This is a genomic window from Nocardioides litoris, assembly GCF_006346315.1.
GTDB classification, from domain to species: Bacteria; Actinomycetota; Actinomycetes; order Propionibacteriales; family Nocardioidaceae; genus Nocardioides; species Nocardioides litoris.
This window is the reverse complement of sequence record NZ_VDMR01000010.1, coordinates 1-25852: the sequence shown is the minus strand read 5'-3', so window position 1 is coordinate 25852 and position 25852 is coordinate 1. Positions and strand designations below refer to the sequence as shown.

At 74.4% G+C, this 25852-nt stretch carries 24 protein-coding genes; 12 read left to right on the top strand and 12 right to left on the bottom strand.

What is annotated here, in order from left to right; translation table 11 throughout:
- Positions 1–17 precede the first annotated feature (17 nt).
- The 3 genes from FJQ57_RS21125 to FJQ57_RS21115 all read left to right on the top strand — a co-directional run bounded on the left by FJQ57_RS21125 (position 18) and on the right by FJQ57_RS21115 (position 2689).
- A complete protein-coding gene (locus FJQ57_RS21125) occupies positions 18–365 on the top strand; it encodes a YidH family protein (RefSeq protein ID WP_246081956.1) in 348 nt (115 codons plus the stop codon).
- 84 nt (positions 366–449) lie between these two features.
- Positions 450–2378, top strand: a complete 1929-nt coding sequence (locus tag FJQ57_RS21120) for an ATP-binding protein (protein WP_139984210.1) — start codon at positions 450–452, stop codon at positions 2376–2378.
- Positions 2375–2689 carry a hypothetical protein gene (locus FJQ57_RS21115; RefSeq protein WP_139984209.1) on the top strand — a complete coding sequence of 105 codons (315 nt, stop codon included), beginning with the start codon at positions 2375–2377 and terminating at the stop codon, positions 2687–2689. The genes FJQ57_RS21120 and FJQ57_RS21115 overlap by 4 nt, the downstream gene beginning before the upstream one ends.
- A gap of 45 nt (positions 2690–2734) precedes the next feature.
- On the opposite strand, the gene FJQ57_RS21110 is transcribed toward FJQ57_RS21115, so the two are convergent.
- From FJQ57_RS21110 to FJQ57_RS21085, 6 genes are all read right to left on the bottom strand, one after another.
- The gene (locus FJQ57_RS21110; RefSeq protein WP_139984207.1) at positions 2735–3814 is read right to left on the bottom strand and encodes a TerC family protein; all 1080 of its coding nucleotides are present in this window, start codon (positions 3812–3814) and stop codon (positions 2735–2737) included.
- 224 nt (positions 3815–4038) lie between these two features.
- On the bottom strand, positions 4039–4386 hold the full coding sequence (locus FJQ57_RS21105) for a hypothetical protein (RefSeq protein WP_139984205.1): 348 nt from the start codon (positions 4384–4386) through the stop codon (positions 4039–4041).
- A 36-nt stretch (positions 4387–4422) separates the two neighbouring features.
- Positions 4423–5196 carry an amino acid ABC transporter ATP-binding protein gene (locus tag FJQ57_RS21100; protein WP_139984203.1) on the bottom strand — a complete coding sequence of 258 codons (774 nt, stop codon included), beginning with the start codon at positions 5194–5196 and terminating at the stop codon, positions 4423–4425.
- Positions 5193–6656 carry an ABC transporter substrate-binding protein/permease gene (locus tag FJQ57_RS21095; protein ID WP_246081955.1) on the bottom strand — a complete coding sequence of 488 codons (1464 nt, stop codon included), beginning with the start codon at positions 6654–6656 and terminating at the stop codon, positions 5193–5195. Before FJQ57_RS21095 ends, FJQ57_RS21100 begins: the two co-directional genes overlap by 4 nt.
- Before the next feature lie 367 nt (positions 6657–7023).
- Positions 7024–7311 (bottom strand): hypothetical protein, encoded by a 288-nt coding sequence (locus FJQ57_RS21090; RefSeq protein ID WP_139984199.1) that lies wholly within the window; start codon positions 7309–7311, stop codon positions 7024–7026.
- Positions 7312–7330: 19 nt separating this feature from the next.
- On the bottom strand, positions 7331–9160 hold the full coding sequence (locus FJQ57_RS21085) for a flavin-containing monooxygenase (protein ID WP_139984197.1): 1830 nt from the start codon (positions 9158–9160) through the stop codon (positions 7331–7333).
- 113 nt (positions 9161–9273) lie between these two features.
- On the opposite strand from FJQ57_RS21085, the gene FJQ57_RS21080 reads away from it, so the two are divergent.
- Positions 9274–10455 (top strand): GAF domain-containing protein, encoded by a 1182-nt coding sequence (locus tag FJQ57_RS21080; RefSeq protein ID WP_139984195.1) that lies wholly within the window; start codon positions 9274–9276, stop codon positions 10453–10455.
- Between the two features lie 211 nt (positions 10456–10666).
- Here FJQ57_RS21080 and FJQ57_RS21075 read toward each other — a convergent pair whose 3' ends face one another.
- From FJQ57_RS21075 to FJQ57_RS21065, 3 genes are read right to left on the bottom strand one after another with little or no spacing between them, the layout of a single operon-like run.
- Positions 10667–12058, bottom strand: a complete 1392-nt coding sequence (locus FJQ57_RS21075) for an FAD-binding oxidoreductase (RefSeq protein WP_139984193.1) — start codon at positions 12056–12058, stop codon at positions 10667–10669.
- Entirely contained in the window at positions 12055–13665 is a 1611-nt protein-coding gene (locus tag FJQ57_RS21070; RefSeq protein WP_211349287.1) for an AMP-binding protein, read from the bottom strand. Before FJQ57_RS21070 ends, FJQ57_RS21075 begins: the two co-directional genes overlap by 4 nt.
- Before the next feature lies 1 nt (position 13666).
- A complete protein-coding gene (locus FJQ57_RS21065) occupies positions 13667–14833 on the bottom strand; it encodes a thiolase domain-containing protein (protein WP_211349285.1) in 1167 nt (388 codons plus the stop codon).
- Positions 14834–14945: 112 nt separating this feature from the next.
- On the opposite strand from FJQ57_RS21065, the gene FJQ57_RS21060 reads away from it, so the two are divergent.
- The 4 genes from FJQ57_RS21060 (at position 14946) to FJQ57_RS21045 (ending at position 19264) form a co-directional block, all read left to right on the top strand.
- Positions 14946–16166: a PucR family transcriptional regulator gene (locus tag FJQ57_RS21060; RefSeq protein WP_139984190.1), complete on the top strand. Its 1221-nt coding sequence runs from the start codon at positions 14946–14948 to the stop codon at positions 16164–16166.
- Positions 16167–16278: 112 nt separating this feature from the next.
- A complete protein-coding gene (locus FJQ57_RS21055; protein WP_211349277.1) occupies positions 16279–17193 on the top strand; it encodes an NAD(P)-dependent oxidoreductase in 915 nt (304 codons plus the stop codon).
- Between the two features lie 117 nt (positions 17194–17310).
- The gene (locus tag FJQ57_RS21050) at positions 17311–18708 is read left to right on the top strand and encodes an MFS transporter (protein ID WP_139984188.1); all 1398 of its coding nucleotides are present in this window, start codon (positions 17311–17313) and stop codon (positions 18706–18708) included.
- Positions 18698–19264 (top strand): gamma carbonic anhydrase family protein, encoded by a 567-nt coding sequence (locus FJQ57_RS21045; protein WP_139984186.1) that lies wholly within the window; start codon positions 18698–18700, stop codon positions 19262–19264. Before FJQ57_RS21050 ends, FJQ57_RS21045 begins: the two co-directional genes overlap by 11 nt.
- 16 nt (positions 19265–19280) lie before the next feature.
- On the opposite strand, the gene FJQ57_RS21040 is transcribed toward FJQ57_RS21045, so the two are convergent.
- Entirely contained in the window at positions 19281–20285 is a 1005-nt protein-coding gene (locus FJQ57_RS21040; RefSeq protein WP_139984184.1) for an NAD(P)H-binding protein, read from the bottom strand.
- Between the two features lie 121 nt (positions 20286–20406).
- Between FJQ57_RS21040 and FJQ57_RS21035 the strand changes: the two genes are divergently transcribed.
- Complete coding sequence (locus tag FJQ57_RS21035) at positions 20407–21597, top strand: YibE/F family protein (protein WP_211349275.1); 1191 nt, start codon at positions 20407–20409, stop codon at positions 21595–21597.
- A gap of 29 nt (positions 21598–21626) precedes the next feature.
- Here FJQ57_RS21035 and FJQ57_RS21030 read toward each other — a convergent pair whose 3' ends face one another.
- On the bottom strand, positions 21627–23192 hold the full coding sequence (locus FJQ57_RS21030; RefSeq protein WP_139984182.1) for a peptide chain release factor 3: 1566 nt from the start codon (positions 23190–23192) through the stop codon (positions 21627–21629).
- Between the two features lie 343 nt (positions 23193–23535).
- On the opposite strand from FJQ57_RS21030, the gene FJQ57_RS21025 reads away from it, so the two are divergent.
- Positions 23536–24114: a DUF3841 domain-containing protein gene (locus FJQ57_RS21025; RefSeq protein ID WP_170219547.1), complete on the top strand. Its 579-nt coding sequence runs from the start codon at positions 23536–23538 to the stop codon at positions 24112–24114.
- On the opposite strand, the gene FJQ57_RS23825 is transcribed toward FJQ57_RS21025, so the two are convergent.
- Complete coding sequence (locus FJQ57_RS23825; RefSeq protein WP_170219546.1) at positions 24111–24437, bottom strand: helix-turn-helix domain-containing protein; 327 nt, start codon at positions 24435–24437, stop codon at positions 24111–24113. The genes FJQ57_RS21025 and FJQ57_RS23825 overlap by 4 nt on opposite strands.
- Positions 24438–24560: 123 nt before the next feature.
- Here FJQ57_RS23825 and FJQ57_RS22725 point away from each other — a divergent pair, with 123 nt between their 5' ends.
- Together FJQ57_RS22725 and FJQ57_RS21015 are read left to right on the top strand one after the other, a co-directional pair.
- Positions 24561–24728, top strand: a complete 168-nt coding sequence (locus tag FJQ57_RS22725; protein WP_170219545.1) for a hypothetical protein — start codon at positions 24561–24563, stop codon at positions 24726–24728.
- A complete protein-coding gene (locus FJQ57_RS21015) occupies positions 24725–25477 on the top strand; it encodes a hypothetical protein (RefSeq protein ID WP_139984176.1) in 753 nt (250 codons plus the stop codon). The genes FJQ57_RS22725 and FJQ57_RS21015 overlap by 4 nt, the downstream gene beginning before the upstream one ends.
- Positions 25478–25852 lie beyond the last annotated feature (375 nt).

Genomic DNA, 25852 nt, shown 5'->3' with positions numbered 1-25852 from the left:
GTGGAACGCTAGGGCCCGTGACCCCCGAGCGGCCCGAAGGGGTCGGCGTCGAGCCCGACCCGCGCTACCTGCTGGCAAACGAGCGCACGTTCCTGGCCTGGGTGCGCACCACGCTGGCCGTGGTGGCCGGAGCGGTCGCGCTGGAGGGCATCGGCCTCCCCGAGCACGACGGTCTCCGGGCGGCCCTGGTCGCGGCCCTGCTCGGCTTCGGGGCCGCCACGATGCTGCTGGCCCACCGCCGCTGGCGGCGCGTCGACCGGGCGATGCGGCGGGGCGAGCCCCTGCCGCCGTTCGGGCTGGGGCTGCTCGTGACCGTGGGCCTGGTGCTGGTCGTGCTGCTCCTCGGCGTCGTCCTCCTCCTCTGAGGGGGAACCGCGCGACTCCGCGTCGCGACGACGGCCGCTCTGCCACGATGGGGCGGCCCGAGCCCCGACCTGGACCGACCCACCGTGACCACCGCCCCCACGCTGCCCGCGCCGCGCCCCGCCCGCGTGCCCCCCAGCCGGCGCCTCCCGCTGGCGCTGGGCCTCGGGCTGGCCCTGGCCGCCCTCGTCACGGCACTGACCTGGGACGCCTGGCACGGGGTGCGAGCCGACACCGCCGTGCTCCTGGTCAACGGCGGCGCCGCGGCGCTGGCCTGGGCCGGCGCCCGACGGCGCACGACGGGCGCCGGACGTGTCACCGCGTTCCTGCTCGCCGCCGGGCTCACCCTCAACGCCACCGGCGACCTGGTCTACCTCCTCGACGGGCTGCGCCGACCGGTGCCGACCGCCTCGCCCGCCGACGCGGCGTACCTGGCGGCGACGCTGGTGCTCGCGGCCGCGCTGGCCCGGGCCGCGGTGAGCGGCTCGGGGCGGCGCCTGGACACCGACGCGCTCGTCGACGCCGCCACCGTGGTGGTGGTCTCGACGATGGTCCTGCTCGAGGTGCAGGGCCACCTCGGCCTGGGTGAGGGGCGGGGCGTGCTGGAGGACGTGGTGCTCACGGCCTACCCGGTGCTCGACGTGGTCGCCCTGGCCCTGCTGGCCCGGGTGGCGCTGCGCGCCGACCGGGGGCGCTGGGGCGGGGCGTGGCTCGTCGTCGGCCTCGGCACCTGGCTCTCGGTCGACCTGCTCCACCTGGTCGAGGTGCTGCCCCGCGCCGACGGGGCCTGGCCCAACCTGGGCTGGATGCTCGGCTGCGTCACCATCGCCCAGGCCTGCTGGCCTGCGTCGGCGCCGACCACGGTCGTGCCGCGGCGGCCCTCGGCCGCCCCCCGGGTGCTGCTGTCGATCCTGCCCCTCACGGTGCCGGTGCTCCTGCTGGTCCCCCACGAGGGTCCGCACGCTCCCCTGCCGGTCGTGCTGGGCGGAGCCGGGCTGCTGATCGCGCTCGCCGTCGTGCGGACGGCGCGGCAGCTGCGGGCCGAGGAGGAGGCGAGGGCAGGCGCCGAGGCGGCCTCCCGGGCCAAGTCGGACTTCCTGGCCACGATGAGCCACGAGATCCGCACCCCGATGAACGGCGTGCTCGGCCTGTCGTCGCTGCTGCTCACCACCGACCTCGACGACCGCCAGCGGCGCTACGCCGAGGGCGTGGAGTCCACGGGCCGCGCCCTGCTCGGGATCATCGAGGACCTGCTCGACTTCGCCAAGATCGAGGCCGGCCGCGTCGACCTGTCCGAGGACGACCTCGACGTGCCCCGGCTGCTGCAGGAGGTCGCCGACCTGGTCGTCGACCCGCTGCGCAGCAACGACGTGCGGGTGCACGTCGAGGCCGACGTCCCGGCGGTGCGCGGTGACCTGGGGCACCTGCGCCAGGTGCTGCTCAACCTCGCCGCCAACGCGGTCAAGTTCACCCCCCGCGGCGAGGTCCGGCTCGTGGCCCGTGTCGAGACCGCCGACGCGGAGGACGCCGGTGCGGAGCGGCTGCGGGTCCGCTTCGAGGTGCACGACGAGGGCGTCGGGATCTCCCCCGCCGACCTCGACCGCATCTTCGAGCCGTTCGAGCAGGGCGACGCGTCCTCCACCCGCACCCATGGCGGCACCGGGCTCGGCCTGGCCATCAGCCGGCGGTTGGTGGCGGCGATGGGCGGCACGCTGGCCGCGTCGAGCACCCCCGGCCGCGGCTCGTGCTTCTCCTTCGCCCTCGACCTGGAGCGCGCGCCGGTGCTGCGGGTGCTCGTGCTGGAGGACGACGAGGTGGGGCGGCTCGTGGCCGAGGGCGTCGTCGAGCACCTCGGACACCGGGTCGTGCTCGACCCGGCCGAGCCCCACGACGTCGTGCTGGCCGAGCCCGAGCTCACTCCGTCGTACGACGGCCCGGCTCCGGTCGCCGTGGTCGAGCGGCCGCTGCGTCCCGAGGCGGCCGCGTCGGCGCTCCACGAGGCGTTGCAGCCGTGAGCGCCCCACGCACCCCGTCGCGCCGGACCTGGCCCGGCGTGGTGCTCGACGTGGTCCTCGGGCTGGTGGCGGTGACCGCGCTGCTGTGGTGCGGGCTGGCCGCGTTCCTGGTCGCCTCGTCCCTGCTCGCGCCGGGGCCGGAGGAGGGCGGCACGGTCGATCCGCACGGGTACTCCCGGATCTTCGGGACCGTGATGTTCGTCGTGGGCCTGCCGGTGCTGCTGGCGGCCGGCGCGCCGTTCGTGCGCCGCCTGCGCACCCGAGGCCGGGGCGAGGACCCCCGCGCAGCACGACGCCGGCCACGCGGGTGACCCGCGTGGCCGGCGTACCGGGGGTGCTGCTGGGAGCTGCCGGAGCTACTGCTTGACGACCGGCTTGTCGGGGTCGGCGATCTCCTCCGGCGTCGTGCCGGCCTGGGCGGCCGCCGCCTCCTGCTTCTTGACCGCCCGGAGGCTGGTGATCGTGGTGATCGCCAGGACGCCCACGACGACGGCGAGCGAGGTCAGGTTGCCGATCTCGGGGACGCTCGGCCACACCAGGTGGGCCCAGTGCAGGACGAGCTTGACGCCGATGAAGCCGAGGATGATCGACAGGCCGTAGGACAGGTGCACCAGCTTGGCGAGCAGGCCCTGGATGACGAAGTACAGGGCGCGCAGGCCGAGCAGCGCGAAGGCGTTGGTCGCGAAGACCAGGTAGGGGTCGGAGGTGATGCCGTAGACCGCGGGGACGGAGTCGACGGCGAAGACGATGTCGGTCATGAACACCGCGACCGTGACCAGCGCCAGCGGGGTCAGGGCGCGCTTGCCCTTCTCCTTCACCGTCATGTGGGTGCCGCGGTAGTCCTCGGTCACCGGGTAGAAGCGGCGCAGGACCTTCACGACCCGCATCTGGTTGGGGTCGGGCTCCTCCTCGTCCTCACCGGACAGGGCGTCCTTGAGGAGCTTGGCGCCGGTGAGCAGCAGGATCGCGCCGAAGATGAGGAAGACGAAGTTGAACGCCGACAGCGCGGCCGCACCGAGCGCGATGAAGATGCCGCGCAAGACCAGGGCGCCGATGATGCCGAACAGCAGCACCCGCTGCTGCAGGGCCTTCGGCACCGCGAACGCCGAGAGCAGCAGCATGAAGACGAACAGGTTGTCGACGCTGAGGCTCTTCTCGACGATGTAGCCGGTGTAGTAGTTCACCCCGCTCTCGCCGCCGTGCTGGGTCAGCACGTAGACACCGAAGGCGACCGGGAGCGCGATGTAGAAGATCGACCACAAGGTCGCCTCCTTCATCGACACCTCGTGCGGCTTGCGCGTCGCGATGAAGTCGACGACGAGCAGCAGGATGACCGCACCGATGGTGACGGCCCACAGGGTCGGGGTGCCGATGGTCTCGAGACCACCGCCGGAGTCGGCCGCGGCGAGCGGGGTGGTGAAGCTGGACAGGGACACGGTTGTTCTCCTCGTGCGTGATCGCCCGAGGTCTCCCTCACCGCCATGAGCGACGGCCTCCACCCGGGGAGCCGGTGGCGGCTCCGTACTGACCGGGGAAGAGTCTCGAGGTACTCCCCTCAGGACCGAACTCTACCGACCGGCCGCCTCACCCCAAACGCCGAGCGAATGAGAATGCTCTTAGGCACGGCGACGGCCGGGCCCTGCCCGTCGCGCCAGCGACCTCAGGTGGTGCCGGGGGCACCGAGGGCGGTGGCCACGCGCATCGCCTCGGCGGCCTCCTCCGGGCGCGAGGCCCGCTCCAGCGTCCGCGCGAGGAGGAGGGCGGCGTACTCGTCGGTGGGCGCCTCGGCGAGGACCGCGCGGGCGGCCGCCTCGGCCCGACCGAGCTGGGCGGAGTGGTAGTAGGCGCGGGCGAGCAGCAGCCGGGCATGGGTGAGCCCGTGGCCGACCGGCTCGCCGTCGTCGCCGGCGCAGTCCATCAGCAGGCGCTCGATCGTGCGGGCGGCCCCGAGGTAGTCCTGGAGCTCGAACTGCCGCTCGGCGCGGTGGTAGAGGTCGTAGGGGGCCATGCCGGGTCAACGCCGGCGGGGCCGGCCGTGTTCCGCTCAGCCCTTCTCCAGCACCCGGCTCAGGAACTGCTGGGTCCGCGGCTCGCGGGGGTCGGTGAGCACCTCGGCGCCCCCGCGCTCGGCGACCACCCCGCCGTCGAGGAAGAGCACCTGGTCGGCCACGTCGCGGGCGAACCGCACCTCGTGGGTGACGATGACCATCGTCCGGCCCTCGGCGGCGAGGTCGCGGATGACGCCGAGCACCTCACCGACCAGCTCGGGGTCGAGCGCCGAGGTGGGCTCGTCGAGCAGCACGACCTCGGGGTGCAGCGCGAGCGCCCGGGCGATCCCGACCCGCTGCTGCTGGCCACCCGAGAGCTGTGCGGGGTACGCCGTCTCGCGGCCCGCGAGGCCGACCTGCTCGAGGAGCCCGCGGGCGTCGGCCTCGGCCTCCTCGACGGGCCGGCCCTGCACCTGCACCGGCCCCTCGACCAGGTTGCCGAGGACGGTCTTGTGCGGGAAGAGGTGGTGGGACTGGAAGACCATGCCGCTGCGGGCCCGCAGCGCCTTGACCTCCCGCGCCCGCCGGGCCCGGCCCGCGCGGCCGTGTGCGGGGACGTCGAAGTCGACCTCGGCGTCGGCGATGCGGACGCTTCCGGCGTCGGGGGTCTCCAGCACGTTGAGGGAGCGCAGCACCGTGGTCTTGCCGGAGCCGGACGGGCCGAGCACCACGGTGGTGGTGCCGGCGGCGGAGGTGAAGCCGACGTCGCGGAGGACCTCGGTCCCACCGAAGGCCTTGCGCAGGCCACGGACCTCGATCAGGTCGCTCATGTCGAGTACCTCGCCAGCCGCTTCTCCAGGCGTCCCTGGCCGGCGGAGACGACCAGGCAGATGATCCAGTAGTACGCCGCGGCCAGGGTGTAGAGCACCAGGAACTCGCCGGTGTTCTGGGCGACCGTCTGCGCCTCGCGGAACAGCTCGGTCACCAGCACCACGGAGGCGAGGGAGGTGTCCTTGATGAGCGAGAGCAGCGTGTTGGACAGCGGCGGGACCGCGATCCGCGAGGCCTGCGGGAGCACGATGCGGCGCATGGTCTGCCGGTAGCCCATGCCGAGCGTGGTCGCGGCCTCGAACTGGCCCCGCGGCACCGACAGGATGGAGCTGCGGATGACCTCGGCGGCGTACCCGCCGACGTTGAGGCTGAGGGCGACGCAGGCGGCGGTGAACCCCGGCAGCCGCAAGCCGAGCTCGGGCAGGCCGTAGTAGACGATGAACAGCTGCACCAGCAGCGGGGTGCCCCGGATGATCGAGATGTAGGTGCGGGCGGGCCACCGCAGCCACCGCGAGGACGACATCCGGGCCAGGGCGGCGAGGAGGGCCAGCGCGAGGCCCGCGGCGAAGCTGATCACCGTGAGCGGCAGGGTGACCCGCAGGGCACCGAGGGCCATCGGCCCGGCGGTGTCGCGGACGACCTCCCAGCGCGTGCGGGCGGTGCCCTCGGGGTCGACGCCCTCGCCGGTGTTCTCGACCGAGACGTCGGCCCCGAAGTAGTCCTCGGAGATCCCCGCCAGGGTGCCGTCGGCGGCCAACCGCTGCTGGGCCTGGTCGAGGCGGTCGCGCACCTCCTGCTCGTCCTGGCGCAGGACCAGGGCCTGCTCGCTCACCTCGTCGTCGACGTCGCCGGCGATCTCGACCGGGGCGTCGTCGCGGGTCGAGAGGTAGCTGAGGACCGCGATGTTGTCGTTGATGACCACGTCGACCCGGCCCTGGGCGAGCAGCTCGAGGGCCTGCGGCAGGCCGTCGACCGACTGCACGTCGGCCCCCGCGTCGCGCGCGACCTGCGCCCAGTTGCTGGTCTCGGACTGGGCCGCCCGGACGCCGGCCACGTCGGCGAGCGAGGTGATGTCGTCGGTGTCGGTGCGGGTGACGATGACCCCGCGGGAGTAGGTGTAGGGCTGGGTGAAGAGGTAGCGGGCCTCGCGCTCGGGGTTGATCGTGATCTGGTTGGCGATCACGTCGATCCGGTCGGCGTCGAGCGCCGGGAAGAGCGAGTCGAAGGCGCCCTGGACGAACTCGACGTCGTACCCCGCCTCGTCGGCCACCGCCCGCATGACGTCGACGTCGTAGCCCGTGAGGTCGCCGTCGGCGTCCTCGAAGCTGAACGGCTCGTAGGTGCCCTCGGTGCCGACACGCAGCACCGGGCGGTCGCCGCCGGAGCCGCCGGTGCCGTCGGCGGTGGCCGGCGACGCCCCGAGCAGCAGGGCGAGGAGCGCACCGAGGGCCAGGAGCACGGGGGTGCACCTGCGGACCACGACGACCACCTCCTGCCCTCGACACGGCTTGACGACTGGGTCAGTGAACTTACTGCAGCAGGTCTGCCCGGCCGCCGTCGGGGCGAGGTCGTCGAGGCCGGGAGTCCCCGGTGCCCACCTCACCGGGGTCGAGCCTGCCCGTGCGGCCCGCTCCCCCGCCTCACCCTCCTGCCCGGCGTGCCGCTGGGCCTCGTCCTGCCTCCGGGACGACGAGCCGGCACTGGCCGGCGGGGCCCGTGGGTTCGGGGACGACCGGCTCGACCAGGGCCGTCGGCGAGCAGGAGCAGGCGCAGGAGACCACGCTCGCCGCGTCCGCCCCCACGGCGGCCCGCGTGGCCGCGACCGCTCAGCCGGCCGCCGGCGAACGACGGCGGCCGGCGCGGAACCCGATGGCCGCGGCCGCCAGCACGAGGCCTACCACGGCCACCGCGACGGCCGCGACCCGGCGGGTCGACACGACGTGGGCGCTGCCGCCGGACCACTCGACCGACGGGTCCTCGCCGGACAGCGGCGTGTAGGCGAACCAGCCCAGGTCGGCCGCGCCGGCCGGCGAGAGCACGGCGACCACCGCCCCGCCGACCACGAGCAGGAGCCCGACCAGCAGGGCGAGGGTCCACCGGCGTCCGTGCAGCACGCCGCCAGGGTAGGCGGCCTCACGCCAGGTGGTGGACCTCCTGCAGGCCGTGGACCGGGGTCGGGATGCCCTCGTGGCGGGCCTTGAGCTGCAGCGCGAGGTAGAGGGAGTAGTGCCGCGACTGGTGCAGGTTGCCGCCGTGGAACCACAGGCCGTCCTGCTGGGTCGGCTTCCACATGTTGCGCTGCTCGCCCTCCCACGGGCCGGGGTCCTTGGTGGTGTCGGAGCCCAGGCCCCAGCACTTGCCGACCTTGTCGGCGACCTCCTGGCTGATCAGGTCGGCGGCCCAGCCGTTCATCGAGCCGTAGCCGGTGGCGTAGACGACAACGTCGGCGGGCAGCTCGGTGCCGTCGTCGAGCACGACGGCGTCCTCGGTCAGGCGGGTGACCTGGCCGTGGGCGAGCTTGACGTCGCCGTTGGCCACGAGCTCGGCGGCGCCGACGTCGATGTAGTAGCCGGAGCCGCGGCGCAGGTACTTCATGAACAGCCCGGACCCGTCGTCACCCCAGTCGTGGCGGAACCCGCTGGCCTCGAGCCGCTCGTAGAAGTCCTTGTCCTTCTCGGCCATGGCCTCGTACGCCGGGATCTGGAACTCGTGCAGGATCCGGTAGGGCAGCGAGGCGAAGACGAGGTCGGCCTTCTCGGTCGTCATGCCGGCCGCCAGCGCCCGCTCGGAGTAGAGGTCGCCGAGGCCGATCTCCATCAGCGAGTCGCTCTTGACGATGTGGGTCGATGACCGCTGCACCATCGTCACGTCGGCGCCGTGCTCCCACAGCGCCCCGCAGATGTCGAAGCTGGAGTTGTTGGACCCGATCACCACGGCCCGCTTGCCGGCGTACGCGTCGGGGCCGGGGTGGGCCGAGGAGTGGTGCTGGTCGCCGCGGAAGACGTCCTGGCCGGGCAGGTCGGGCAGGTGGGGCTTGCCGGACATGCCGGTGGCGAGCACCAGCTGCTGCGGCCGGATCGTGAGCGGCTTGCCCTCGCGCTCGACCTCGACGGTCCACTCCCCCGACTCCTCGCTGTACGACGCCGAGGTGGCGACCGTGGAGGACCAGTAGGGCACCTCCATGACCTTGACGTAGGACTCCAGCCAGTCGCCGACCTTGTCCTTGGGCGCGAAGACCGGCCAGTTGTCGGGGAACTTCAGGTAGGGCAGGTGGTCGTACCAGACCGGGTCGTGCAGGCAGAGGCTCTTGTAGCGGCTGCGCCACTGGTCGCCGGGCCGCGGGTGCTTGTCGATCACCAGGCTCGGCACACCGAGCTGGCGCAGGCGGGCGCCGAGCGCGATGCCGCCCTGGCCGCCGCCGATGACGAGCACGGCGGGCTGCTCGGTGGAGCCGAGCGACTCGGCCTCGGCCTGGCGGCGCTCCAGCCACGACTGGCGGTCCCGGTCGACGCCGTGCACGGCGCCCATCGGCCGGCGGGTGCCGCGCGGCTCCTCGTGGCCCTTGAGCTCGTGCATCGTGGTGAGGAAGGTCCAGCCCTTGGTCTCGCCGTCCTCCTCGACGAGCCGGACGAGCCCGCGGCCGCGGCCGACCGCGGTCTCGAGGTCGAACCACGCCGTCGTCACGCCGTCGGCCTCCTCGGCCGGCTCGGCCAGGACGAGGCCGCGCGGGGCCACGCGCTCGAGCACGTCGTCGAGCATGGTGGCGATGCCGTCGGGGTGCTCGACGGTGGTCAGGTTCCAGGTGAAGGCGATGAGGTCGCGCCAGTAGCTGGTGCGGGCGAAGTGGTCGGCGGCCGCGCGGGCGTCGCCGGCGGTGAAGGCGGCCTCGAGGGAGGTCAGCCACGCGGTGGCGCGGTCGTCGGGGCTCTGCACCGCCGCAGGAGCGTCGAGGGTCTGGGTCATGTGACCCAGGGCACACCGTCGGCCGCGGCGGCGGAAGCGTTGCAGCGGGTTGCACCCGGAGCGCATGATGTGACCGGCACCACAGCCCGGTGCCGTCGTCGCGGGGAGGGCACATGGCGTACGGCGCGAGCGCACCCGCGAGCGACCTGACGCTGCGCGCCCGCGAGCTGCAGATGGTGCGCGACGCCGTCCTCGCCGGTGGGCGCCCGCCCGCCCGGCCCCGCCCCCTGGTCGCCCGCTCCTGGTCGCGCACCCTCGCCGCCGGGCTCGACCCCGACGCGGTCAACCACCGCGCCGCCGTCGCCCTCGAGGAGGTCGAGCGCCGCCGTCGTACGTCGCCGCTGGGGTCGGTGGTCGACGAGCTGCGGCGGGTGCTGACGTCGGTGGCCGACGCGTCGCTGTTCCTCATGGTGGTCTGCGACGCCGACGGCGTGATCCTGTGGCGTGAGGGGGCGGCCACGGTCCGGCTGCAGGCCGACCGGTTGGGGTTCACCGAGGGCGCGGTGTGGACCGAGGACCAGGTCGGCACCAACGCCATCGGCACCGCGCTGGCCGAGGCCGCGCCGGTGCAGCTGTTCTCGGCCGAGCACTTCGAGCAGGGCCAGCAGCCCTGGTACTGCACCGCCCACCCCGTCCACGACCCGCGCACCGGCGACCTGCTCGGCGTGGTCGACGTCAGCGGGCCCGCGCTGACCCTGCACCCCGCACTCGGCGTGCTCGTCGAGAGCGCGGTGCGGCTCGCGGAGGGGGCGCTGTGGCGTCGGCACGAGGAGGGCCTCGACCGGCTGCGCCGCGAGGCCGAGCCCCTGGTCGGCTCCGGGCCGCTGCTCGTCGTCGACGACCACGGCTGGGTCGCCCACCACGTCGGGCTGGCCGCCCGCGACCGGGTCGAGGCACCCCGGCCCGACCGGCCGATGACCGTGCCGGGCCTCGGCCTGTGCCTGCCCGAGCGGCTCTCCCACGGCTGGCTGGTGCGGCCCTCGTCCGGCGGCGCCGGTGCCGGCGCGGGCGTGCTGCTGCGGCTCGGCGCCGACGGCGTCCTCGACGTCGTCGCCGACGACCGGGCGTGGCGGGTCTCCCTGACCCGCCGCCACGCCGAGGTGCTCGGCCACCTGGCCGCCGCCGGCCGGTCGGGCCTGACCGCCGCCGCGCTCAGCACCCTGCTCTACGGCGACACCGCCCACGTCGTCTCCGCCCGCGCCGAGGTCTCCCGGCTCCGCCGGGTCGTCGGCGCCCTCGTCACGACCGGCCCCTACCGCCTCGCCGACGGCGTCGTCCTCGACGGCTCCCGGTGACCTCTCGTCGACCTCCCGTCGACCTCTCGTCGACCGGCCACCGCTAGCCCGAGCACGCACCCTCGCCCCGCCCGCCGGGGGTAGTCCCTGACGAAGAGCAGGCAATTCGGCCGCCGAGGCGTGCTCTTCGTCAGGGACTACCGCGATGCTCCCGGGGGTTGCTTGCTGGTGGCTAGCGGGACGTCGGGGGGGGTCGCCGGGCGGCGCAGGGTCAGGACGGTGCGACGGCCGGGTTGAGGAGGCCGGCGGGGTCGAAGACCCGTCGGACCTCGCGCTGCAGCCGGGCGCTGACCGGGTCGAGCTCGCGGGCCAGCCAGCCCGCCTTGAGCCGGCCGACCCCGTGCTCGCCGGTGACGGTGCCCCCGAGCTCGAGGGCGGCCGCGGTGATGCGGTCGAACGCCGTCGCGGCGGCGTCGCGGGAGGCCGGGTCGTGCTGGTCGAAGACGACGGTGGGGTGCAGGTTGCCATCACCGGCGTGGCCGAAGACGCCGATGACCAGGCCGAGGTCGGCCCCGACCGCCTCGACGGCCTCGACGAGCTCGACGACGCGGGCCCGGGGCACGCAGACGTCGTCGAGCAGCCAGTCGCCGAGCGTCTCGAGCGCGGGCAGCGCGAGCCGGCGCGCGGCCATCAGCAGCTCGGACTCCGCCGGGTCGTCGCCCACGGCCACGTCCTCCGCGCCGGCCTCGGCGCACACCGCGGCGGCCGCGGCGAGCACGGCGGTCGCATCGGGCCCGTCGGCCTGGAGCAGCAGCATGGCCGCGGCGTCGCCGAGGCCCATGCCGGCGTGCCGGTCGACGGCGCGCAGCGTGGTGCGGTCGAGCAGCTCGACCGCGGCCAGGTCGAGGCCGGCTCCGACGAGGGCGACCACGGCCCGGCCGGCGTCGGCGAGCCGGGCGAAGGTCGCGACGAGGGCCAGCGGTGGCGGCGGGGCGGGCACGAGCCGCAGCGTGACCTCGGTGACGACGCCCAGCGTCCCCTCCGACCCGACCAGGAGGCGGGTGAGGTCGTAGCCGGCGACGCCCTTGACGGTGCGGGTGCCGGTGCGGAGCACCTGGCCGTCGGCCAGCACGACCTCCAGCGCCTCCACGAAGTCGCCCGTGACGCCGTACTTGACGCAGCACATGCCGCCGGCGTTGGTGGCCACGTTGCCGCCGACGGTGCAGGAGTCGACGGACCCGGGGTCGGGCGGGTAGGCGAGGCCGTGCGCGGCCACCGCCCGCCGCAGGTCGCCGGTCACCACGCCGGGCTGCACCACGGCGAGCCGCTCGACGGGGTCGATCGAGAGCACCGCGTCCATGCGGTGCAGGGACAGGACGACGCCGCCGTCGACGGCGTTGGCGCCGCCGCTCAGGCCGCTGCCGGCCCCGCGCGTCACCACGGGCACGCCGGCGGCGTGGCAGGCCCGCAGGCAGGCCGCCACCTCGGCCGTGCTGCGCGGGGCGAGCACGGCCAGCGGCGTGCCCGCCTCGGTGAAGCGCGACTGGTCACGGGCGTAGCCCACGACCACGTCGGGATCGGCGATCATCACGCCCTCGGGCAGCCCGGCCAGCGCCCCTACCCCGCCGTCGTTCGACGAGCGGGGCGCCGCCTCGACGCTCATGCCGGCACCGGGGCGGGCCGCTCGGCCGGCGGCCAGCCGGCGCTCTCGAGCCGGGTCCGCAGGTGCCGCTTGACCACCTTGCCGTAGCCGGACTTCGGCAGCTCGTCCCAGACCTCGAAGTGCCGCGGCACCTTGTAGCGGGCCAGCCGGCCGTCGAGGTGGGCACGGAGGTCGTCGGCGTCGAGGGTCGCGCCGGCGGCCGGCACGCAGACCGCCACCCCCACCTCGCCCCAGGTCGGGTCGGGCATGCCCAGCACCGCGACCTCGGCGACCCCGGGGTGGGTCAGCAGCTTCTCCTCGATGTCGCGGGGGTAGACGTTGGAGCCGCCCGAGATGAACATGTCGGAGGCCCGGCCGGTGACGTAGAGGTAGCCGTGCTCGTCGAGCATCCCGAGGTCGCCGGTGCGGAACCAGCCGTCGCGGAAGGCGGCGGCGTCGGCCGCGGGGTTGTCGAGGTAGCCGTGGCAGACCGCGGGGCCGGCGACGCAGATCTCGCCCTGCACGCCGGGGCCGACCTCGGCGCCGGTGTCGTCCTGGATGCTGACCTGCATGCCGGTGCGCGGGTAGCCGCAGGTGCCGAACTCCACGCCCGCCGGCCGCGGCCGGCCGTGCTCGTGCGGGGGCAGCACGGTGATGTTGCCGGTCACCTCGCCCAGGCCGTAGTACTGCACCAGCACCTCGCCGAGCACCGCCCGGGCGCGCGCCTGGTCCGCGGCGTACATCGGTGCCCCGGCGTAGATGACGTGGCGCAGCGACGACACGTCGTGCTCGGCCGCCGCGGGGTGCTCGGCCAGCATCTTGAGGATCGTCGGCACGGTGAAGGCGTTGGTGACCCGCTCGCGCTCGACCAGGGCCCAGACCTCGGCCGGGTCGAGTCCCGGCGAGGTCGGCAGCACGGTGCGGGCGCCGCGAGCCACGTTGGGCAGCAGGTGGATGCCGGCGCCGTGGGAGAGCGGCGCGACCGCGATCGAGGCGTGGTCGGCGTCGAGCCCCGGCATCAGGTCGGCGGCGTGGTTGAGGGTCACGAAGCCCATCTGCTCGTGCGTGAGCACCGCGGCCTTCGGGGTGCCGCTGGTGCCGGAGGTGAAGAAGTACCAGGCGTGCTGGCCGACGGTGACGTCCTGGTCGGGCAGCACCGGGCCGTCGGCGGGGAGGGCGCCGATCGCGTCGCCGCCGTACGCCGCGTCGTCGTCGCCGACCCACATCACCTCGACGTGGTCGTGGCCGGTCGCGGCGGTGATGGTGGGCACCTGGTCGGCCAGGCGGGGGTGGACGAGGAGCAGGCTCGGCCGGCACACGCCGGCGATGACCGCGACGTCGTCGGCGGTCAGCCGGGCGTTGGTGGGCGCCAGGGAGGCTCCCACCCGCCAGGCGGCGAACATGGCCTGCACGAACTCGGGGTGGTTGGGGCTGTGGAGCATGACGCAGTCGCCGCGGCCGACGCCCCGCCGGCGGAGCTCGGCCGCGAGGCGGGAGACGCGGTGGTCGAGGTCGGCCCAGGTCCAGCGGGTCTCGCCGTGCACGAGGGCGTCGTGGTCGGGCAGCCGGCGGGCCGTGAGGGTCAGGAAGTGCGCCAGGTTGACGGCGCGGGTCGACGGCGCGCCCACCTCAGGCCGCCTCGAGCACGGTGGTGTACGACGCCACGGCGGCGCCGCCCATGTTGAAGACCGCTGCCCGGTCGGCGGCCGGGAGCTGCATCTCGCCGGCCTCGCCGGTCAGCTGCAAGGCGGCCATCACGGCCTGAGAGACCCCGGTCGCCCCGACCGGGTGGCCCTTGGCCTTGAGGCCGCCGGAGACGTTGACCGGCAGGCGGCCGTCGCGCTCGGTGAGGCCCTCGGCGAGCACGGTGCCGCCCTTGCCGGGCTCGGCGATGCCGAACGCCTCGTACTGCAGCAGCTCGGCCAGGGTGAAGCAGTCGTGGGTCTCGAGCAGGTCGAGCCCGTCGAGCGTCGTCCCGGCCTCGCGCAGCGCGGCGCGGAAGGACCGCGCGGCCCCGTCGAGGGCGAGGGGGTCGGCGCGCCGGGCGACCTCGAAGACGTCGTTGGCGTGCGCGCGGCCGGCGACCCGGACGCGGCGGCGGGCGGCCCGGGCCACGTCCTCGGTGGTGACGACGAGCGCCGCGGCGCCGTCGGAGACCAGCGAGCAGTCGGTGCGGAGCAGCCGACCCGCGGTCACCGGGTTCTTCTCCGAGGGCACCGAGCAGAACTCGACGCCGAGGTCGCGCCGCATCTGGGCCCAGGGGTTGGCCACGCCGTGCCGGTGGTTCTTGGCCGCGACCAGCGAGAGGGCCTCGCGCGGGTCGCCGTAGCGGTCGGCGTAGGTGTCGGCCAGGCGGCCGAAGATGGCGGCGAAGCTGCCGGCCTGCTCCTCGGTGGGCCGGTAGGAGGCGCCGAGGAGGGCGTCGTTGACGACGTCGGAGCCGACCCCGGTCATCTTCTCCGCGCCGACGACCAGCGCGGTCCGCCCGCGGCCGGACTGCACGAAGTCCAGGGCGGCGTACAGCGCGGCGCTCCCGGTGGCGCAGGCGTTCTCGTGGCGCGAGGCGGGCACGAGGGCGAGGTCGGGCTGGCCCGCGCCGACGAGGGCGCCCTCGAACGACTGGCGCGACAGCCCGGCGTTGAAGACGCCGACGAACACCGCGTCGGGCTGCTCCAGGCCCGCGTCGGCCAGCGCGGCGGTCGACACCTCGGCCATGAGGTGCTCGACGGTGGTCTCGGGGGCGGTCTTGCCGAAGGCGGTGTGCGCCCACCCGGTCAGGAAGGGGTCCGTGGTCACCGCGCCAGTCTGTGACGGCGGTCTCCCCCGTCCCACCGGCCCGAGGCGGGAAAGACGCCCCGATCTTCCTCTCCCTGTAGGAAAGTCGCTCGAGGAGCGGGAGGATCGGGCCATGGCGGAGCGGCAGCTGCAGCACCTCGTCGACACCCTGGCCGAGCGGCTGGGCCGGTCGGTGGTGCTCGACGACCCCGAGGTCAACCTGCTGGCCGCGAGCCGCCACTACGGCGACGCCGACGAGCAGCGCGTGCGGGCCGTCCTGCAGCGCGACGTCGGCGGCCCCGCCATCGGCCACATCCTCGGGCAGGGCGTGGCCCGCTGGACCCGGCCCGGCACCATCCCGGCCCGCGAGGACCTCGGCATGGTGCAGCGGCTGTGCCACCCGATCCGGTGGCAGGGCCAGCTGCTGGGCCTGCTGCTGGTGATCGACGCCGACGGCACCCTCGGCGAGCCCGAGGTGGAGGAGGTGGTGCGGGCCGGGCACGAGATCGGGGCCCTGCTCCTCGGCGAGCAGCTGGGCCAGGACCACCGGCGTCGCGAGCAGGAGGACGCGGTCGCCGACCTGGTCGGGCCCGACCCGGCCGCCCGCGACGCCGGCACCCGGGCCCTGGACCGTCTCGGGGTCCTGCGGCACGCCGCCCACGTCACCGTGACCGCCCTCGAGCTCGACGACCGCGACAGCACCCTCGAGGCGACCGAGGCCACCCTCGGCCTGCGCATCGCCACCGCCGGGGTGGCGCGGTCACGGGCCGGGTACGCCGCCGGCGCGGTCCTCGGCGCGCGCGGCGTGCTGCTGCAGACCTGGGACCGCCCGCCCCCGCCCGAGCGGCTGCGTGAGCAGGCCACCGAGCTGCGCGAGGCCGTCGGCCGGGTCCTGGGCGACCACGTGCGCACCGTCGCGGGCGTCGGGTCCGTGCGCCCCGGCCTCCTCGAGGCCCACCGGGCCCACGACGAGGCCCTCGTCGCCCTGCGCGCCGCCCGGCGGGTGCCCTCCTCCGGCGGTCTCGCCCTGGCGGCCGAGCTGGGGCCGCTCGAGCTGTTGCTGCGCATCCCGGAGCGCGAGCTGACCCGCGACCTGGTCCCTGCACCGCTGCGCCGCCTCCAGGAGCGCGACCCCCAGGGCCGCCTCGTCGAGACGCTGCGCGCCTACCTCGACCACGCCGGCGCCACGCCCGCCACCTCCGAGGCCCTGCACCTGCACCGCACGTCGCTGTACTACCGCCTGGAGCGGATCGAGGAGCTCGCCGGCGTCGACCTCGCCGACGGCCGCACCCGGCTGCTGCTCCACCTCGGGCTCCAGGTGCTCGAGCTGCTCCCCGACCGACTCCCCGACTGACCCCCGTCGACCACACCCACCCCGGCTTCCTACAGGGAGAGGAAACCGGGGGGCCAAGTCCCGACACCCGGCGGTCGTGACCCCGGTCACAACGGTCGGAGACTCACTGCTCGTGACCTCCACCGACACCGACCCCGTCCCGTCCGCCTCGAGCGCACCCCCCTGCGTGGGGGTCGTGGGGGTCGGGGCGATGGGCGGCCCCATGGCCGTCCGGATGCACCGCGCCGGGCTGGCCGTCCGCGCCGTCGACGTCGCGGACGAGCGTGTCGCCGCGGTCCGGGCCGACGGGATCGAGGCCGGCACCGACCTCGACCTGCTCGCCGGCTGCGACGTCGTCGTGGCCGTGGTGGCGACGGGCGACCAGCTGCTCGCACTCCTCGACGCCGCCGTCGTACGACGGGGGGCGCTGCGCGGGGCCGTGCTGGTCGTGGCCAGCACCGTCGGCCCCGCGGTGGTCCGCGACGCCGCAGCCCGGGCCGCCGAGCACGGCCTCGCCGTCGTCGACTGCCCGGTGACCGGCGGCGTGCCGGGCGCCGAGGCCGGCACGCTCACCCTGCTCGTCTCCGGCGCGGCCGACGACGTCGAGCGGGCCCGCCCGGCGCTCGAGCCGGCCGGCACCCTCCACGTCGTCGGCCCGCACCCGGGCGACGGCCAGTCCCTCAAGCTCGTCAACCAGATGCTCGCCAGCGTCCACCTGGCCGCGGCCGGCGAGGCCCTCGCCTTCGCCGAGCGCCTCGGCCTCGACCTCGACGTCGTGACCGGGCTGCTGCCGACCGGGGCCGCGGCGTCCTGGATGCTCGCCGACCGCGGGCCGCGGATGGCCCTGCCCGCCGCCGACCGCCCGACGCGGACCCGGCTGTCGGTCTTCGTCAAGGACAGCGGCCTGGTCGCCGGGACCGCCGCCGAGACCGGGGCCCACGCGCCCCTCACGACCGCCGCCCGGGCCGCCTGGCTGCGCGCGGCCGAGCTCGGGCTCGACGACGGCGACGACTCCGGGGTCGTCGACGTCTTCCGCGCCGGCGGCTGACCGCCCGCGCACCGCACCACCCACCACCCGCACCACCGCAACGACCCACACCCGCCCGCCCCGCACCTGCTCGTCGGTGGCCCGACGTACCGGTGATGCCCGACCATGGAGAGGCCCATGACGTCCACACCCACCCCCGCCCTGCCGGCCGACGCCGACGCGCTGCGTCCCGTCGTCCGCCGCAAGGTGCTGCTGCGGCTGATGCCGTTCCTGCTGCTGTGCTACTTCGTCAACTACCTCGACCGCAGCAACATCGGCGTCGCCGGCCCCAACGGCATGAACGACGCCCTCGGCCTGACCGCGACGATGTTCGGCTTCGCCTCCGGCATCTTCTTCGTCGGCTACGTGCTGCTGGAGGTGCCGAGCAACCTCGCCCTGCACCGGTACGGCGCCCGCAAGTGGATCGCCCGCATCCTCGTCTCCTGGGGCATCGTCGCCTCGGCCACCGCGTTCGTGCAGAACGCCACGATGCTCTACGTCCTGCGCTTCCTGCTCGGCGTCGCCGAGGCCGGGTTCACCCCCGGCATCCTGCTGTACCTGACCTACTGGTTCGCCCAGCGCGACCGGGCCCAGGCCTTCGCCCTCTTCCTGGTCGGCATCCCGCTGTCGTCGACCATCGGCTCGCCGCTCGCCTCGTGGCTGGTCCAGTCGGGCCACGAGATCGCCTTCGGCCTCGACGGCTGGCGCTTCATGATCCTGGTGACCGGCCTGCCCGCCGTGCTCCTCGGCGTCGCCTGCCTCTTCCTGCTGCCCGACCGGCCCTCCGACGCCCGTTGGCTCACCGCGCCCGAGCGGGCCGTGCTGGAGCACGACCTCGCCGCCGACGGCCCGGCCGAGACCCACGGCGGCGTCCGCGGCGTCCTGCGGACCCCCAAGGTCTGGATCCTCGGCGTCTCCTACTTCGGCCTCGTCTACGGCCTCTACGCCATCAGCTTCTTCCTGCCCACGATCATCGACGGCTTCCAGGAGCGCTTCGACGTCCACTACTCCATCGTCCAGGTCGGCCTGCTCACGGCCGTGCCCTACGGCTGCGCGGTGCTCTTCACCCTGTTCTGGGCCCACCACTCGCGCAAGCACGACGAGGTGCCCAAGCACGTGGCCGGCTCGGCCGTCCTCGGCGTCGTCGGCATCCTCACCGCGATCGTCGCGGACTCGCCGTACGTCATCCTGGTCGGCGTCGCGATCGCCGCGATGGGCCTGTGCTCGGGCATCCCGCTGTCGTTCGGCATGTCCACCAAGTTCCTGGCCGGCACCGCCGCCGCGGCCGGCCTGGCGCTGGTCAACACCGTCGGCAACCTCGGCGGGTTCGCCGGGCCCTACATCTACGGCTGGGTGCGCGACCTCACCGGCTCCGACGACCTCGGGCTCTACCTGATCGCCGGGCTCTGCGCGATGTCGGCCTGCGTGGCCTGGTCGGTCTCGCGGTGGCGCTCGCTCGACGGCGCCACCACGGCCCCCGTCGGCCCGGAGAAGGCCGACACCCCGGCCCCGACCCCTCCGACGCGTGTCGGCTGAGCGACACCTCGGCCTCGGCGGGCGCCACCCGCGCATCCACCCGGGTGCGTGGGTGGCGCCCGACGCGTGGGTGCTCGGCGACGTGCACGTCGGCGACGGGGCCGGGCTCTGGTACGGCGTCGTGGCCCGCGCCGACACCGAGCGGATCGAGGTCGGCGAGCACACCAACGTGCAGGACGGCGTCGTCCTGCACGCCGACCCCGGCTACCCCCTCGTCCTCGGCCGCGGCGTCTCCGTCGGCCACCGGGCGGTGCTGCACGGGGCGAGCATCGGCGACGACGTGCTCGTCGGGATGGGCGCGATCGTCATGAACGGCGCCGTGGTCGGCCCCGGCAGCGTCGTCGGCGCCGGCGCCGTGGTCGCCGAGGGGGTGGTCGTCGAGCCCCGCTCGCTGGTCCTCGGGCTGCCGGGGCGGGTGCGCCGGGCCACGACCGACGACGAGGTCGCCGCCACCCGCCTCAACGCCGAGCGCTACCGGCGGCGGGCGGCCGAGCACCGAGCGGCCCTCGACGGGACCGCCGGCGCCCCGGCCCCGCGGGCGGCCGGGGACGGCTAGGGACGGCTAGGGGCGGCTAGGCCGGGTCGGTCGGGGCGCCGGCCTGCACGTCGCCGCGGGTCGCCGTCCCCGGGGCCGAGCCGCCGCGGCGGCTGCGGCGCAGGGCCTCGGCCACCGGGACCAGCTCGTGGTCGGGTGGCAGCAGGTCGCGCCGCACGTCGTCCTCCTCGCAGACCATGTCGAGGCGCAGGCTGTCGACGAGCGAGGTGACCTCGGTGGCCGGCAGCCCGCTGATCGCCGAGCAGGCCCACCCCACGACCTTCTGCGGCACCCACGGCACCAGGAACCGCGCCCGGCGCAGGCCCGCCACCTCGGCGTACGTCGCGAGCAGCTCGGGGTAGGTCAACCGCTCCTCGCCGCCGACGTCGTAGTGCCGGTTGCGCGTCTGGCCGGCCGCCGCGGAGCGCAGGGCCCCGGCGACGACCTCGACGACGTCCTCGACGGCGACGGGCTGGATGGTGCTGCGCATCCACGACGGCACGGGCGTGAGCAGGGGGACCCGCTCGCTGAGCCGGCGCAGCAGCTCGTAGGACGTGGAGCCGGCGCCGATGACCATCGAGGCGCGCAGCACCACGGCGGGGACGTCGCCGTCGAGGAAGACCTGCTCCACCTCGAGCCGCGAGCGCAGGTGGTCGGACAGCTCGTCGGGGTCCGTGCTCGGCACCAGGCCGGAGAGGTAGACGACCTGGCGCACGCCGGCCCGCGCCGCGGCCGCGGCGACCCGCTCGGCGGCCTCGCGGTCCTTGCGCACGAAGTCCTCCGAGCCCATGGAGTGCACGAGGTAGACGACGACGTCGACGCCCTCGACCGCCCGGCCGACCAGGTCGTCGTCCTCGACGTCGAAGGCCCGCGTCTCCACGTCGTCGGCCCACGGGTAGTCGTCGGTGCCCGAGGTGTCGCGGCTGGCCGCCAGCGCCGTGTGCCCCTCCTCGAGCAGTCGCGGCACCAGCCGCGAGCCGACGTACCCGGTGGCACCGGTGACGAGCACGCGCAGGGACGGGGCGGGGTCAGGAGTGGTCACCCCTCACCATCTCGCCGGACGGCGGTCAGGGGGACCACCTCTAGGCCCGGTCCGGCCGTGTCCTCCCTCACCACGGTGGGACACTGTCCGCGACTCGTCCGACCGCCGCCAGAGGAGCACCGTGGGCGCCCACCACCCGCGACACGCGGCGACCGAGACGCGCGGCATGCGTCGTACGGCGCTGGCGGTGGTGGTGCCGCTGGCGCTGCTGACCCTCGTGGCGCTCGTGGTGCTGCGGCCGACCGACGGCCTCGACGGCCCGGCGGCGGTCGACGCCGCGGCCCAGGTCGAGGGCGAGGTGGCGGCGATCGACGCCGAGGCCTGTCCCGAGGAGGCGCCCGACGACGTCAACGGCTGCGGCACCGCGACCGTGCGCATCACCGACGGGGCCGACGCGGGCGACGAGGTCGAGGTGCCGCTGCCCAACGGCTCGGGCGCGCCGGAGGTCGACGTCGGCGACCGGATCGTCATGGTCGAGGTCGAGAACCCCGACGGCACGGCGTACACCATCGTCGACCACCAGCGCGGCCGCGCGCTGCTGGTGCTGGTGGTCGCGTTCGCCCTGGCCGTGGTGGCGTTCGCCCGGTGGCGCGGCCTGGCGGCGCTGGTCGGCCTGGCGGTGTCGTTCGGCCTGCTCGTCCTCTTCGTCGTGCCGGCGATCCTCCAGGGCGAGCCGCCGCTCCTGGTGGCGATCGTGGGCGCCGCGGCCATCACCCTCACCGTGCTGTACCTGACCCACGGGCTGTCGCTCTCGACCACCGTCGCCGTCGTCGGCACGCTCGCCGCGCTCACGCTGACCGGTCTGCTCTCGGCCCTCTCGGTCGCCGCGCTGCACCTCACGGGCATCACCGACGACCTGTCGTTCTCCGTCGGCACCGCCTACCGCGTCGACACCCAGGGCCTGCTCCTCGCCGGCATCGTCATCGGCTCGCTCGGCGTGCTCGACGACGTCACCGTCACCCAGGGCGCCACCGTCGCCGAGCTGGCCGACGCCGACCGATCGATGGGCTTCCGCGCGCTCTACCGCGCCGGCAGCCGGGTCGGGCGGGCCCACATCGCCTCGGTCATCAACACCATCGTCCTCGCCTACGCCGGCTCCGCGCTGCCCCTGCTCGTGCTGATCGTGGCCGGCCAGGACTCCTTCACCGGCGTCGTCGTCGACCAGGTCATCGCCCAGGAGGTCGTGCGCTCGGTCGTCGCCACCCTCGGGCTGGTGGCCGCGGTCCCCATCACCACCGCGCTCGCCGCAGCGGCCGCCGTTCGAGCGCGGCGGGATCCGAGGGCGACGGCCTCATCCACCCCGTCGGGCTGACGCCGAGGCGACGCCGAAGTGACGCCGCGTCAGGCCCCACCCGCAGGCAGGGCCTCGAGGAGCAGGTCGGGGTGGTCGCGGGCGACCTTGCCGGCCCGCCACTCGTCGACGAAGAGGGCCAGCTGCGTGCCGTCGCTCCGCGCCAGGACCTCGACGCCCCGGACGCCCTTGAGGGCCTCGGCGCCGGCCGCGTCGGTACGCCGGGCGACCGCGTAGTCGAGCCGGCTGAAGCGGATCGGGGCGTTGAACTCGTGGGTCATCCGGTCCTCGACCACCTCGAACTGCATCGGGCCGACGGCCGCGAGCACGGGGTTCTGGTCGCCGCGGAGGTCGGAGCGCAGCACCTGCACGACGCCCTCCTGGTCGAGCTGCTCGATGCCCTTGCGGAACTGCTTGTAGCGGCTGATGTCGCCCGCGCTGGCCGTCATGAAGTGCTCGGGGGCGAAGGAGGGCACGGGCGGGTACTTGACCGCGTCGCCGACGTACATGGTGTCCCCGACGCGCAGCGCGCTGGCGTTGACCAGGCCGATGATGTCGCCGGGCCCCGCGGTCTCGACCGAGGTCGTGTCGCGGCCGAAGACCGCCTGGGCGAACTTCGTCGCGAAGGGCCGACCGGTGTCGGCGTGGGTGACGACCATCCCCCGCTCGAACGTGCCCGAGACCACGCGCGCGTAGGCCAGCCGGTCGCGGTGCTGGGCGTTCATCCCCGACTGCACCTTGAAGACGAACGCACTGAAGTCGTCGTCGACCCTGCGGACGGAGCCGTCGACGCCGGCCGTGTCGTGGGGCGCGGGGGCGATGTCGAGCAGCAGGTCGAGGAGCTGGGCGACCCCGAAGTTCTGCAGGGCCGAGGCGAACATGACGGGCGTCGTACGACCGGCCAGGAAGCGCTCCTGGTCGTGGTCGGCGTCGTCCAGGGCCAGCAGCTCGTGCTCCTCGACCGCGGCCGACCACACCTCGGCGTCGACCTCCTCGACCTCTTCGGGCGCCATCCGCCTCTCCGGCGCCCGGGTGGCCCCACCGGCCGACCGGGTGTACTTCACGAACTCACCGGTGCGGCGGTCCAGGACCCCGCGGAAGTCGCCGGCCTCCCCCACCGGCCAGGTCAGCGGCGTCGGGCGGAGACCGATCTTCTGCTCGACCAGGTCCATCAGCCCCAGCGCCGACAGGCCCGGCCTGTCCCACTTGTTGATGACGGTGATGACCGGGATGCCGCGCAGCGCGCAGACCCGGAAGAGCTTCAGGGTCTGCGGCTCGAGCCCCTTGCCCGCGTCGACCAGCATCACGGCGGAGTCGACCGCGGAGAGGACCCGGTAGGTGTCCTCGGAGAAGTCGCTGTGCCCCGGGGTGTCGACCAGGTTGACGACGTGGTCGCGGTAGGCGAACTGCAGGGCGGCGGAGGTGATCGAGATGCCGCGCGCCTTCTCCATCGCCATCCAGTCCGAGACGGTGGACCGGCGGTCACCCTTGCTGTGGACGGCGCCCGCCTCGGTGATCGCCCGGGCGTGCAGGGCGAGCGCCTCGGTCAGGGTGGACTTGCCCGCGTCGGGGTGGCTGATGACGGCGAAGGTGCGGCGGGGCCGGGTGTCGGGCACGGCGCGTCAGACGTTGAAGCGGAACTCGCCTGCCGCAACGGCGCGGAGAGACATCGGACCTCGGGTTGGCTATGACCTGGACAAACCGGCGTTGGTTGCGTTGGTTGCGTTGGTCGTGTCGGACTGGACTGCGGACTCTATGCGGACTCGAACGGGTCCTTGAAGGAAGGGTCCACCGGCGGCCCGGCATGCTGTCGTCGTGGTCCGAGACGGCTTCGCGGCCCGGCCCGGCACTGCCCCCGGTCGGCCGCTCCCAGACTACGCGGCACTGCCCCGGCTCCGCCCTTGGACGCGGTGGCGGATACCCCGGCGCGCGGCACCCGGCCAGGCCAAGCTGTTCACGGTGCAGGCGCGGCCGGCGTACGAATCCTTGGCGCACCTCGGGGTGCACCGGCAGACCCGTCAGCACACCGACCCCGAGTTCCGAGTCGCCTACCAGTGGCTGGTCGAGCAGATGGCCCGACGGCTACCGACCGACGGCCCCGAGGCGGTCTGGCTGTGGGCTCGGACCACCTGGCGGGACCTCGCCGAGGACCTCCGGCTCGAGGGCCGCCAGCAGGACAGCGTCCTGCTCGAGGTCGCGGTGCCAATGGACGCGGCCCTCGTGCTCCCATTCGACGATTGGCACCAGGTGCTCAACGGGATGCTCCACGTGCCCCCGCTGCCCAGGGAGACCGACGGTGCCTGGTGGGCGCGGGCCGAGCCGCTGCTCGATGACTTCCACCGTCGCGTCGACGCCGCGCTGGGCGACAAGGCCATCCACGCGCGGCACGACCGGTACCCGCCGGGCCTGCGGCAAGAGCTGACCGGCAGCTGGGAGCACCTGTTCGACCCATTGACGTGGCCGGCGGGGTGCCGCCTCCAGGCCGTTGTCCACGAGCTCCGCGCAGAGCATGTGGTCCGCGCCCTCCGGTACCCCTAGGCCTGACCTGGCGCCGGGGGGTCGCCGCCCACCGGACGCGACCTTGGCGGGTCCAGCACGGCAAGCCCACTGGTTGGCGGGATCAGCTCGGCCAAGTCGACACCGAGAGCCTGAGCGACCCGCGCCAGGGCATGCAGCGATGGAGAGGCGGTGCGCCCGCGCCAGCGTCCGTGCTCCAGACCGTGGTAGTAGGGCCTGCTCATGCCGGCCTCGGCCGCGATGGCCTCCTGGGTGCGGGCACCACGTGCCTCCTGGAGACGACGCCCGAGCTCCTTCGCGTACTCCTCCCAGTCCTGGGGGACGGGCTCGGAGGGCGCTTGCACGCGAGCAACCGTCGTGGCCCCGCACTCGAACCTCTGTACGCTGTAGTGAACATTCGAGGGAAGGTGGCCGGCTTCATGGAGGCCCAGTCGGAGAACGCGGTTCGTCTCATCAGCGCCACCTGCATGAGGGGAGGCCACCGGGCCTGCCGCGGCCGGGTCATCAACCCGTACGCCACCAGCCTCAAGGACCGGTGGGCGGCGTGCTCGTGCGGCTGCCCGCACGACCGCGGTGACGGGTGTCTGGAGTACGGGCGCACCCACCCCCCGCTGCGCTCGCCGGAGCGGGCATGAGCGAGCCTCGCCGACCCGTCGCCAAGGTTGCCGTCGCTGGCCTGGGAGCTCTCGAGATCGTCGTCGACGGGGTCGGCCAGACCGTGGCCCGCACCTACGCCGGCGTACGGCGTGCCCTCGAACCGCTCCGTGACGGCATCGCTGCCACTTACGACACCGACGAGGTGGAGGTGCACCTGGCCGACGGCGACGATCCCATCGGGCGTCACGGTCACCAACGCCTGGTCGACGCCCACCGTTTCGTCACGAGCCTGCCCGCGCCTCCCGAGGACCCCTGGCGACACGCAGAGCGCGACGAAGAGGTTGTCCTCACCCACGCGGCCGAGAAGAACTGGGTCGGCGTCTACGTCCGCCGGGACTACGACGGCCAGCCGGGCACGCAGGTCGTGCACCTCTCCCCCGCCCAAGCCCAGTGGCTCCTCGACGCCCTACGTCGCCACCCGGGGCTCCGTGCGGCGGGCGTCCCCGACCTCGACACACCGGTCGACGCGGACGCCGCCAAGCAGCGGGAGGACCAGGCCATCGACGATCTGTTCCGCGACGCGGAGCGCCGCGAGCTAGTCCAGGCCCGCATGATCGCCAACCTGCGAAGCCTCTGGGACGCTTGGCCTGAGCAGCGCCTGAGCCAGCTCCTGGTCAACGTGCAGCACCGCGACCGACCGGACACCGAGCCCGACCGCGAGCGGTACTACGCCACCGACGAGCATCTAGACGCCGCTCTCGCAGACGCCATTGCCGCGCTCCTGTGAGACTCGTGGAAACAGACCGACCTTCGGCCTCCGTGGGCCGGGCCGCCTCCAGAGCGGACGCGACCGCGGCACGATCGTCACCTCGATGGTCGACGGTCGAAGCGGCGGGCCGGCCGCCGTGCCCGCTGGCCACCTCGGTGTCGGCGGCGCGTTCTGCGTGGAGGAGGCGCAGCTGTCGATGCGGAACGTGGCCGGGGATTTTGCCCGCGCGAGTTGGCTTTCGGTGGTTGCTGACCGCATCCAGAACATAGGGTCTGGCCTACGTTGGTCTGTTCGGGCAGACCCCGCACATGGGGGTGCTCGATGCCGATGATGAAGCACAAGAACTCGCTCGGAGTGGAATCGCGGTCGAGGCGGGTGGCGGCGCTGGCCGGG